Raw genomic sequence first — 12,138 nt, 5'->3', positions numbered from 1 at the left:
GTTAACAATTTATGAAGAAACTCCTCCTCAGTGCGTCGGTTTGTCTGCTCTCTATAGCGGCTTCGGCGCAACAAACGCAGTGGTATCTGCTCGATAAAACCGATAGCACCGCTGGCATTAGCGTTGAGCGCACCTATCGCGAATTGCTTAAAGATCGTAAGCCTACGCCTGTTGTGGTGGCCGTAATTGATGGCGGCATCGACACGACCCACGAAGACATTCGCCGGGTGTTGTGGACGAATCCGAAAGAAATTGCCGGAAATGGTAAAGACGATGACAAAAATGGGTATACCGATGATATTCACGGCTGGAACTTCATTGGTGGTAAGGATGGCCGTAATGTCGGTTATGAAACGGCCGAAGTGACCCGGCTTTACGTAAAACTGAAGCCGAAATACGAAGGCAAGGACCGCAAGTCGCTAACACCCGACCAGCAGAAAGAGTACGACCTGTATGTGAAAACCAAAGCAGAAGTCGAGAAAAATCAGGCGCAATATAAGGCGCAGTACCAAAGTATCAGCCAGTTTTACACGCAGTTTTCGATGGCCGTTACGATGCTCAAAAAAGCACTGAACGTCTCGAAATTGGACACTCTCACCCTGCGTAAAGCCACCGATACGCTCACAAATGTTGCCCTGAAGCAACCAACGCAGGGTGTTCTACAGCTATTACGGCAGCAGGGAGCTGCCGATGCCGAGGGCGTTCTGGATGAACTTGATAAAGCAAATGGCCAGCTTAAGTCACGCGCGGAGTATAATTACAACCCTGACTTCGACGGACGGTCGGCGGTTGGCGATAATCCCGAAGATCTGAGCCAGCGCGACTATGGCAATGCCGACATTGCAGGTCCCGATGCCCATCATGGCACGCACGTAGCGGGCATTATTGGCGCCGACCGCAGCAATAATCTGGGCATACTGGGCATTGCCGACGCCGTGCAGATTATGGGTGTTCGGGCGGTGCCGGATGGCGATGAGCGCGATAAGGATGTTGCCAATGCCATTCGGTATGCGGTAGACAACGGCGCACAGATTATCAACATGAGTTTCGGCAAAGACTACTCGCCCCAGCGCAAAGCTGTTGAGGACGCCGAGCGATATGCGCTCTCGAAAGATGTGCTGATCGTTCAGGCCGCTGGCAACGATGGTAAAAATATTGATACTGATGCGAGTTATCCATCGCCCCGGTTTATGGATGGAACCACCATCCCGAACCTGATCACAGTCGGAGCAAGCAGCGAACACAAAACAGGTGAACTGGTGGCCAGTTTCTCAAACTATGGTCAGAAAACGGTCGATGTGTTTGCACCCGGCAAGGATGTCTTCTCGACTGTGCCAGACGGCAAATACGAAAACAACAGCGGCACGAGCATGGCCTCACCGGTTGTGTCCGGCGTGGCGGCTGTCCTGAAGTCGTATTTTCCGAAACTGACCTCTGCCGACATCAAGCGGATTATTCAGCAATCGGCAACACCTTATGTTCTGAAAGTGAACAAACCCGAATCGGCTGAACTGGTTGACTTCGCCAGTCTGTCGAAAACGGGCGGGGTTGTCAACTTGTATGAAGCCGTGAAACTGGCCCTCACCCAGGAAGCCGGTGCGGGAAAAGGAAAGTAGAGCCGACAGATAAAATAAAACCGGTCCATTCTGGCAATAAGCTACAGTGGACCGGTTTTATTTTTTTATGAACTGCCGCACCTGCGTCGTCAGCCCATCGGTCAGTCTGATAATATACTGGCCGGGGGGTAAATGTTGGATGGATAACTGGCTGTTGATCTGTCCGTTCTGCGCTTTTATAGAATATGTAGGTTGGCGTAAAGTACCCCGCAGGTCGGACAGGTCCACGTCAACCTGTTTAGTGAGTAGGTTTATGTAGCGAATAGAAAGCGTGGTTTCGGCGGGGTTGGGGTACACACTAAACGAACCGTCGGGGTCGGGAGTCGTCGCCGTCAGAAGGGCGGTTTGTACGAATCGGCTGCTGGACCAGCCTACACAATGTTGCTGGGTAATCTGCACCTTATAGGTGCCAGCCTGAACCACCGATAACTGATACTCAAGAGCATTAGCCAACGCCTGGTCATTCCGAAACCACTGGTAGCTGTAGGAACTATCGAGCGGTGCTTTTAACAGGACTGAGGCCCCCTGCGGAAGCATCAGTGTCGTTTCATGAGGGGCTATATCGAGGTTATTGACCGAACTGGCCAGCACCTTTGTTTCTGTTGAGAGAGACTGGCACCCGTTCTGGGTTACCCGCACCTGATAGCTGCCCGGCTGAGTAGCCGTAAAACTTGCTGCGTGTGCCTGGGCAATAACCGATTTGTCGCGTAACCATTCAATAACTGTCCCGTTTTGTGAGTTGCCGGTCAAGGCGCCAACCTGTAGTTGAACCGACTCCTGATTGTCGCAGAGCCACTGGTCGCCCTGGGGTGTCAGACCTATCGTAGGCGTTTGTAGCTGCACCTGCACGGGTTGCGAACTGGCCGAACAACCCTGACTGTCTTTTACCAGCAGCAGGTATGACCCAGCCTGAGTAGCCAGATAAACAGGATTGGTGGCAGAAGGCAGCGCAGTTCCATTGCGTAGCCACTGGTAACTCAAGCCGGGCGATTGATTCTCCGACTGTAGTGGTAATGCTGTTCCAGCGCAGATAGTCGTGTCCCTCTTTGGCTGAACACTGGCTGTTAGCTGGCAGCTTTTCCGGCGCAGACCGCTCATAATTAGGGAGAAAGGCTGGCTGGTGTACGTCATTTTACCCTTGTGCGAGACAGAAATTGTATAGGTTTTCCCGGCAGTCGGATTCGCAATGTAGACTTGCTCCACATTGTCGCGGCTATTGTTGCCCCGTGTAGCAGCCGCCGATGGATTGCCTGGATCAAGCACCCACGGCTGAACACTGACGCTGCCATCGCTGATACGCAGGTCGAGGTCGTTGACAAGTTTCGGGGCTCGACTGTTCAATGAACTGGCGGCAACAGGTGTCGCTAATCCTTCTGGATCAGTCCAGCACAGCGTAACTACGAGCGGCTCATTTCCCTGCGCCACCACGGAGCGGCTAAAACTGCTGCCTGCTGGTAAGCTTTGTTCCAGAATCTGGTGCGCCAACTCTTCATTGAGCACTAACCGGGCGGCTGCTTCGGCATTGAGTAAGCCCCAGCCCTGACGATAATCGGGTCCGGCGGCTGGAGTCGGTCGGTCGGCGGTATGCAGAGCCAGCGCTTTCAGGGTAGCAGCCCGCATAAATTGCCCGGTTGCGGGCATTCCCGGACCGCGCTGCCGGGCGTATAGTTCCTGGAGCAAAAACAACGTACCCGATACGTTGGCTGATGCCATTGACGTGCCACCATAAATCCCGTACTCCGTAGTGGACGTGCTTAATGTGGAGAAAACATCGGATCCAATACCCAGCAAATCCGGTTTAATGCGTCCGTCGTCGGTAGGCCCCCAGCCGCTGAAGGACGTTGAACCCTGCGGAATGAGTTGATTCTGACCCGTGAAGCCTACGTTGGCCGCCCCCACTGTAAGTACATTTTTGGCCGTTGCTTCCGCCGGAATAACGTCATACGCATCATTTCGGCTCCGGGCCAGTGTACTTTGTGTGGATGTGTTTTTCAGAAAATACACGGTATTGGCCGGTGGACCGGTCTCGCTGCGTTTGTTGTCGGCCGACCGGACCATCAGATAAAATGGATTGTTATAAGCCACCCGGTCCAGGTCGCGGGCTTTCGTGGTATAAAAGCCGAACAGATAATCTTCCGTCTCGCTGATACTTGTATTTCCCCACCATTCCCATTTCAGGTTGGAGTCGGTACCGGGCCGGGATGCGTTAAAGAGCCACCCCGTTACGGGGGCATAAGCGTGGTTGGAAATGAGCAGGTTCGGCGCGGCTGCAACCAGTTCGGTCATGTCGTCGGCATAGTCCCAGACTGATAGCTGTGCGCCATAGGCCATACCTTTTGCCAACGGGTTAATGCCCTGCGCCACCAGCGTTCCGGCGAGGTGAGTTGCATGGTTACTGAGTGCGGTAGGGTTGTCTTTCTGGGCAATTCGTGACGTGCCCAGTTCCTGGTGCGACGTTAATACCCGGCCTCCGTCCCACAAGCCCAGCCGTCCATTCATCAGGGCCGAATTGCCCGACAAGGCAATGGGCAAGGTGCCAAACCCCTGCAAGGCCAGCGTTCGGCTGCCGCGTGCGGCTTCCGTATTATGAAGTGTATAATAAATTGGCCCGCCTACCTCGTCAATCTCCTGAAGTTGAAGAATGCGGCTATTGGAATAGTTTTTGTGGAGAGCCCAGCCGTGCTGTTGCGCTAATGAACGGGTGCGTTTCTGGAGTTGCGTGTAACGTTCGGTCAGTTCAATTTGCCAGTGTGAGGCCGATATTTTGCCAGCGGATTGTGCCCAAACCTGGTTGCGGGCGCCGGGCAGAAACAGCAGCGTAAGCCACAGAACAACTGGAAATAAGCGCCCTCCATTGTCCTGTGCCGGTTTTTGACTGAACGTACTGTGTTGGTAGAGGAGTATCAGATGGAGTAGAGGTTAGTACGCACGAATTCGTTTCACCCGAAGACGCTGCCTCCGGTCGTCTTCAATAACCACAAAAAACGTACCGCCCTGCAGGCTGGTTAGATCGACTACCGCTGAATAACTTTTTCCCTCTCGTTGTAGGACCGCTGTTCGAACCGTTTGACCCTGAACATCCGTTAGCCGCAGAGTCGGCACCGAGTAAGGGGACACCAACGCCGGAATCGAAACGGTGAATTGCTTTGTTGCGGGATTAGGGTACACAAGCAGGTCGCCATCGGCGGGGTCGGGTTCGGCGGCCAGAATAGCCAGGTAAACTTCATTGGAAATAGATTCTCCGCAGCCATTCACATTGCCTCTTACCGAGTACCGCCCCGTTTTTGCAACTGCATAGCTTGACCCCGTTGCGCCCGAAATGGCTACCCCATCGAATAGCCATTGAATGGCCGACACCGCGTTTGTTGTGAGTGTGAAGCCATTGGTCGTTACCGTTGGCGTTTGTGCCGTCAGGGCATCCAGTTGAACGCCCGCCGACCGTACTGGTGAACAGATATTTGCCACCTCCACCACGTAACTGCCCGACGCAGCCGCCTGAAGGCTACTGGTGGTGGCTCCACTGATAAGCTGCCCATCCAGATACCAGCGATACGTTAAGTCACTACCCATAGTTGCCTGAAGCACTACACTTGCTCCCTGACAGAAACTGGTCGACCGATTGGGAGTAATGGAGGCTGTTGGCGTCGTTCCTGTGGTGGGCAGAACCGCCGTTCGCTGCGGGGCCGGGCAGTCCAGCGACCGAACCCGCAGATTATACAGATAATACCAGGCGGTTTTTACGGTGTCGGCATTAAACTGAGCCCCCTTGATCTTGACAAGTGGCTGGCCGGTTTGAGTTGTTAGTTGGTAGGGAAATCCGTTGACCCCAATGTTACTCCGAAAAATAGACGCTCCACCACTGTAATCAATGGTGATCTTATAATTACCCGCTGCCGGAATACGCAGATTCAGTGGATAGATGGCCCCCTGATCGTTGGGGTCATCGACTAACTGGCTATTGGTGGTGGCTGTCAGGCTTTGGTTTCGCGTAGGGGATACATCGAGTGTGACACTCGAAATTGCCGTGTTGTCGAACGTCCGCACGGTAAATGTTATTTGTCCGGCATCGCCGATGTAAAGCCGTGCGCTTTCAAGAACTATCGGTACGGTTGTACTGATGAGTGGGGCGGGGCCAAAATTTCCGCTGTAGGAGCCTCCACCGAATACCCGTTTGTCGGCGGGACCCACGGTGCCGGAAAAATTATTCAGCGTTGCATAAAACTCGCCACTGGCTGGCAGCGTTTTCACAACCACCTGATTCCCTGCCGCCAGCAGACTGCCGTTTGTTGGTGCATCGTACCAATAGGCCGTACCACTCCCGGTATTTCGCAGCGTAATGACCGAATCGCTTCCGCAGCGTGCGGCCGTAAACAGGCCATTGACAGCAGCGGGGGCAGTTGTGCGGGTTTCGGTAACGGTATTATTGCCAGCGTTCTGATCGGTGCCGAGGGTCGTTGTAATGGTAAAGCGATACGTCTGCCCGGCTGCTAACATGACCGTTGCGGGTAAGGACAATGTCAGCAGACTTTCCCGAAACGCCGTTATTGTCGGAACCGTACCGGTTAGTGTGGCAACCTCGGCATTGGCAGCATCCGTTATTTTTACGCTGACCGGCACGTTGGTTTGATTAGCGGTGCCATAGTTGCGAAGCCGCACCGCTACGGTCACATCAGTATTGGTTTGCCCACAAAAATTAGCCTCAGGTGAAACGAGCGCGCTGACTCCCACGTCGTTGGCAGTTTGCACAATGTTTAGCAGAAAATCCTGGGTCTCACCATTGCCGTAGCTCCCGCAGGCATTCACCGCCGTTGGGGTGTCGGTTTCGGTTGCAACAATACGCAGGCGCACAAACTGACCATTTTGTACGGTTGCAGGAACAGATACCGTTGCCGTAAACTGGGCCGAATTGGTCAGCACACCCGACGTGGCTACCGTTTCACCTGGATCGTCGAAACTGCCGTTCAGATTCCAGTCGGCAAAGGCTTTCACGACCACATTTTTGGTGGCTCCACACGTGCCGAGCGATACTGTTAGGGGAAGCTGCTGGCCGGGCTGAATGGGCGTCGTTACGGACGAAAAATCGGTATAGGTCGTGCAGCCATCGGCGCCAGCCTGGTTAATACTCCCCAACTGTACCCGGCTGATTTTGCTATCCGCCATTGAACTTGCGGACGACGCGCAATAGGCGTTGCCACCAACGCCACTGAGCAGCAGGGCATAGTCCTGCCTGATACCGCTTAATGTGCCTTTGTGGGCAACCGTGATGGTGTAGGATTTGCCCGGTATCGGATTCGCAATCAGCACCTGCTCCACATTGTCGCGGATATTATCGCCCCGTGTAGCGGCTGCTGCCGGATTATTTGGGTCCAGTATCCAGGGTTGAGTGCTGCTTTTGCCATCACTGATGCGAATGTCGAGGTCATTAACGAGTTTAGGCGTTCGGGCATTTACGGTTGCCGTTGAGGAAACTGTAGCCGTTGCTGCCGGGTCGGTCCAGCAGATGGTTGAGACGAGTGGCCCGCGCCCCGACGCCACGACGGTTAAGGAATAGACTTCGCTCTGGTTTAGCGTTCGTTCATCGATCAGGTAACTCTGATCCGTGTTTAAAATGGCCTGCCCGGCCCGTTCAACGTTCAGGAGCCCCCATCCGTTGCGGTAGTCGGGTCCGGGCGCACTGCCCGACTCGTCGGCGGTGTGCAGTGCCAGCCCTTTCAGCGTAGATGAACGCAAAAACCGGCCCTTGTTCCGCTGCGAAAATAATTCCTGCAACAGCAGCAGGGAGCCAGCCACGTTGGGCGACGACATCGACGTGCCACTATACACCACATAGGCGCTGTCAGTTTCCGAACTCGATGAGAGGATACTAACGCCAATGCCCACAATGTCGGGTTTAATGCGCCCATCATCCGTTGGCCCCCAACTGGTGAAGCCGCTCAACACCACGTCGGAGGTTTGGTTATAGCCATAGTTGAGGTTACTGATGGCGCCCACCGACAGAATATTCTTCGCTGTGCCGTAGGTGGGTATCTGGTCGTAGCCGTTCTGATCTTTGCGGGGAGCCGTGCTGGTGGCATTGCTGCTGCCCAGGTAATAGGGCTGCCCCGCGCCGGGCCCGTTTGCCCCATGATCATTCCCCGCCGATTTAACAATCAGGTAATAAGGGGCATTTTGAGCAATCTGATCCCACGAAGCGGTGGCATCGTTATAAAATCCGAATTTATAATCTTCAGTCTTGCTGATGGTCGTATCGCCCCACCACTCCCATTTGTTAGTCGTACTCCGGTCTTCATTGAGTATCCAGCCCGCATTGGACCCGTAGGAATGATTGGAAATAAGCAGGTTAGCTGCTGCTGCACTCATCTCACTCACATCCCGGCTGAAGTCGTAGGCCCGCAGATTGGCGCCAAACGCCATGCCTTTTACCTGCGGATTGATGCCAGCCGCCATCATAATACCGGCAACGTGGGTAGCGTGGCTGGATAGCGTCGTAGCATTGTCGATCTGCGCTACCCGACTTTCTGATAGGCTGTTGCGAAATTCAATGTGCGTGTTACGCACTTTTCCACCATCCCAGATACCCAGTTTATCCGTCAACGTACTGCCCGACAAGGATACGCCGAGGCTGCCCCCCGCATAGAGCGAGGTTGTGCGTGTGCTTTGGGCTGCTCTTGTGGTGCTATATGTGGCGTCGTAGAGAAGTTCGCCCCGGTTGCTGATGCCCCGCAACACAACGACCCGGCCCGTGGCCGAGCGCTGTTCAAGGGGGCGGTTCAGCCGTTGAGCAAGGGCCACTGCCTGCCGGTAGTTCTCAGTCTGAACCTGCTCGATTGATTTTTGCAGGGCTGCCTGCCGCACCCGCTGCTGGGTGCTGTATTGCGGTAACGACTGCGCCAACAGCGATTCGATGGTTAATACAACCAGAAGAATGGCCGGGAGACAGACTTTGCAGAACCATAAACGTTGAGGCATACAAATGGATACGCAGAGGATACCAGATCAATAATGAGGGTATTTATTAAATACGAAAAAGGGGAGGCTTCTGTTGCGGAATATGTTAATTCACAAGAGATATAGTATATATATGATTGCCTATTTGATAGTATATGTTAATAAATTTAATAGATATAAATAATCGAAAAGCCTGCTACAAGTATTCTTATAAAAGAATATTTGTATACCTATTTATATATAAATAAAGTTATTTGCTTATTTAGCGATTCAATTTTTAAAGCGAAATTTTATGAAAAAACACTACGTATGCGGTTGGACGTTCTTGCTAACTGCTTTTTTTACAGTTGCTTCGGTGATAGCGACTTACAGCGGAACCGGCTCTCACTGGGCCAATTTGCCAACGCCATCGGCAGATAATTGCTCTTTCTCAGAAGGACAGTTTCTGTTTAATTTTCATGGAGAGCAGATCTATGCCCACTATCACAATGGAAGCTTGTTTGCGGCTTATCAGGATGGTTCGGGTTTTAAGCCCCAGAGTTGGGTGCAGCAGGCGGGCGGGGCCGTAGGATTCGACCAGAATAAAGTAGGTTGCTTTGCTCAAAATGACCCGCGCACGTCAACATCCACGCCTACAACGCCAGCTAATCCGTCGTCAGGTAATTGTTCTTTTTCAGAAGGACAATTTCTGTTTAATTTTCATGGGGAACAGATTTATGCCCACTACCATAATGGCGTTCTGTTTGCCGCTTATCAGAGCCCTTCATCGGGCTTCAAGCCCCAAAGCTGGGTGCAGCAGGCAGGTGGGGCCGTGGGCTTTGACCAGAGCAAAGTAGGTTGCTTTGCACAGAACGATCCGCGCAATTCCTCAACGCCCACAACGCCATCTACTCCCACAAACCCCACCACGCCGACTAATCCATCCTCGGGCAATTGTGTTTTCTCGGAAGGGCAGTTTCTGTTTAATTTCAACGGCGAACAAATCTATGCCCACTACCATAATGGCGTGCTCTTTGCCAGCTATCAGAACGCTTCGCAAGGCTTTAAGCCCCAAAGCTGGATGCAGCAGGCGGCTGGTGGAACAGGCTTCGACATGAATAAACTAAGTTGCTTTGCTCAGAATGATCCGCGCACGTCGACCTCTACCCCCACAACACCCAGCACGCCCACAACACCTAATGTTAGCCCAATTCCATCGGCGGGAAGTAACTGGGTTGGGTATCTCGATGGAGCCGATTGCAATGGCATAAGAGGCTGGGTTTTCAACTCAAGTACTCCTCATCAATCTGCAAAGTGTGATATCTACATAAATGGCTGGTTAGTGGCCATGAACGTAACCGCCAATAAGAGTCGTCAGGATGTGGCCAATGCAGTTGGTGTGTCGGGGTATAATGCCTTCGGATTTGATGTGCCTCTGCCCAATAACTACAAAGTTGGGTCGCCTGTGACAATTTCAGTCAAATATGCAGGCACCAGCACTAACCTGATGGGTAGCCCCAGAACAACAGGGAGTTGCGAAAGAACGGTATTACACAGTGTAGGTGGTGATTGTGATGAGCAGGTAGCCAGATTCTTCCCGGGCGGTGAGGAGTCGCTCTCAGCAGCTAATGCCCGCACAGGCCGATCATCTCTGCAACTTAGTACCAGAGGCTCTGGCAGTATATCGTCGTTAACGAGTAGGTTAATTTCGGTTAAGCAAGGTGATGATCTCTCGCTGAATGTGTATGCGTTTGCTCCTTCGTTATCAAAACGTAACCTTACCCCTCAGATAACCTCGGCTCTTGTGGGGGGCGTTGTGGCGGGCCTGACCATGACGCACAAACAGGCCGCCCTGACCGACCTGCGCGGTACTTTCCAGACTGCACCCGCTGTTGGTTTGAGCACTGCACTGATGCTACCATTGGTTAAATCTCTCTTAGTGAAGAGGTTGCCTAAAGCCACTGCTGAGTTGGCCTTCTACAACAAACAGGGTAAGTTTGTCTATCGGCAGCAGGTACACCTTGACAAAACGGTTCGTGGAGCATGGCAGCCATTATCTATTGACGGGCGTGTCCGTCAGGATGGGTATATCGCCGTTCGCTTACAGAACAAGAGCAAAATTCCGGTTTTGTTTGATGACCTCTCAATTGAAGCCATACCGAACCAGCAATCAGCTACCGATAATGCCACAAAGGCCTATTCTCAAACCACTGCTTCGCCCAACGGTTTTGCTCCTCAAAGCCCTGTTAATGAAGCAAGCATCTACCGAAGCACGGGTGATGACTGCGACGAGCAGAACCCCGATCTGGGTACTATTCTTGAAACCGGAGGTTATTTGCCTGTTTATATTAATGTGACGGCCCAGGCTCCCAACTATGGGTATACTAACATTGGGATCATCATTATTGGAAATGACGGGGCTACCCAGGAGCCAGGCAATCCAAACGCGCCAGCTTATGGCGATGGGAATAATAATCAGGGGCAGGAAACCTCACCTTCTAAACCCAAACCTACCTATACAAACGAACCGCTATGTCGTACCTTAAATAGACTATGGCAACAGAGTTTTGACGCCAATGGAGATCCATCGGTGGAAAACATGGTTCTTATAACCAATATGGGAACCTTAATAATGCCAACTTCAGGTAACGACTGTTCAGGAACATATCATAACAATAACGTCAGTGGAAGTTATACTGACTATTTGGGGACGTTTGTAACAGTTACAGATGAACATGGGGTTAAGAGCACAGTTCTTGATTTATGTGACGGAACAAGAATAATGGTATATAGTGCTATTCATACGCATCCAAGCACCGCTATTGGAAATCCCTTCTTGCCGAGTCCTGCTGATAAAAATTGGGCAGCAAGCCATCCGGGCGTAGACTGTTATATTTTTGGTAAAGATGACTTAACGCAAAAAAACGTTTTGCTTCACTACGATGCCAATGGTAATCCAATCTCGACTATGTACCCCACTGACCCTTGTAAATGACACAATTATGGTAAGATTACTATTCTACTTCTTGTGCTTCTGGTTTAGCCAGACACCCCTTAAAGCTCAAAGCCAACTGGACTGGCTATTGAAGCAGTCAGAGTTTAAGCCAATCTTGGTCAATCACCTAAAAGAAATTGATGAGGGGCGTAAAGGCGGGTTTCCTATTGTTTCAGTATTGCTATTTAAACCCAACGCCGACACTTTAACGATTTATCTAACTTCGTATGGATACTTAATTGAAGCAAAGGAGCATTTGCCTGCCAGTTTCATGACTATTGAAAATCACCCATTTCTGATTTATGATGGCTCGGAATTACTCATTGAGGATAAACAAAAGTGGTTTGAAAGAGTAAGGAGTTTTATAGGAAAGCAACTTTGTGATGATCTTGAGTATAGAGAACTATTGAAACAGCCCGGCCCAAAGGAACTACGAGTGCCTTGTGGATTCATTTATGATGCGCCTATCGAAAAATTAACGTTCGTGGGGGCACGATTATTTAAACGTAAATTGGCAGGTAGCGTTCCTTACTATTTGAAGTAAGTGACTGGCTCAGTCTCGCTCGTTAATGTCGAACTGAGACATATTCATAAAAGCGT

General features: G+C 51.7%; 5 protein-coding genes. 3 read left to right on the top strand and 2 right to left on the bottom strand.

Going from position 1 to position 12,138, the window contains the following annotated elements:
- Window positions 1-11 precede the first annotated feature (11 nt).
- Window positions 12-1,616: a S8 family peptidase gene (locus ACYVI1_RS30905; protein ID WP_460915473.1), complete on the top strand. Its 1,605-nt coding sequence runs from the start codon at window positions 12-14 to the stop codon at window positions 1,614-1,616.
- A 57-nt stretch (window positions 1,617-1,673) separates the two neighbouring features.
- Here the strand turns inward: ACYVI1_RS30905 and ACYVI1_RS30900 are convergent, their stop codons facing one another.
- Together ACYVI1_RS30900 and ACYVI1_RS30895 are read right to left on the bottom strand one after the other, a co-directional pair.
- Window positions 1,674-4,166, bottom strand: coding sequence for a S8 family peptidase (locus tag ACYVI1_RS30900; RefSeq protein WP_460915472.1), 2,493 nt, complete (start codon window positions 4,164-4,166; stop codon window positions 1,674-1,676).
- A gap of 369 nt (window positions 4,167-4,535) precedes the next feature.
- Window positions 4,536-8,585, bottom strand: a complete 4,050-nt coding sequence (locus ACYVI1_RS30895; protein WP_460915470.1) for a S8 family serine peptidase — start codon at window positions 8,583-8,585, stop codon at window positions 4,536-4,538.
- Between the two features lie 271 nt (window positions 8,586-8,856).
- On the opposite strand from ACYVI1_RS30895, the gene ACYVI1_RS30890 reads away from it, so the two are divergent.
- Together ACYVI1_RS30890 and ACYVI1_RS30885 are read left to right on the top strand one after the other, a co-directional pair.
- Entirely contained in the window at window positions 8,857-11,538 is a 2,682-nt protein-coding gene (locus ACYVI1_RS30890) for a hypothetical protein (protein ID WP_460915469.1), read from the top strand.
- A gap of 7 nt (window positions 11,539-11,545) precedes the next feature.
- Window positions 11,546-12,082 carry a hypothetical protein gene (locus ACYVI1_RS30885; protein WP_460915467.1) on the top strand — a complete coding sequence of 179 codons (537 nt, stop codon included), beginning with the start codon at window positions 11,546-11,548 and terminating at the stop codon, window positions 12,080-12,082.
- The last annotated feature ends 56 nt before the right edge of the window (window positions 12,083-12,138 follow it).

It is taken from the genome of Spirosoma areae (assembly GCF_054781775.1).
This window is presented reverse-complemented; position numbering and strand designations above follow the sequence as displayed.

Excerpts from the sequence above, each read along its gene's own strand:
- ACYVI1_RS30885 (WP_460915467.1), top strand. The coding sequence starts at position 11,546 with ATGGTAAGATTACTATTCTACTTCTTGTGCTTCTGGTTTAGCCAGACA.
- ACYVI1_RS30890 (WP_460915469.1), top strand. The coding sequence starts at position 8,857 with ATGAAAAAACACTACGTATGCGGTTGGACGTTCTTGCTAACTGCTTTT.
- ACYVI1_RS30905 (WP_460915473.1), top strand. The coding sequence starts at position 12 with ATGAAGAAACTCCTCCTCAGTGCGTCGGTTTGTCTGCTCTCTATAGCG.
- ACYVI1_RS30895 (WP_460915470.1), bottom strand. The coding sequence starts at position 8,585 with ATGCCTCAACGTTTATGGTTCTGCAAAGTCTGTCTCCCGGCCATTCTT.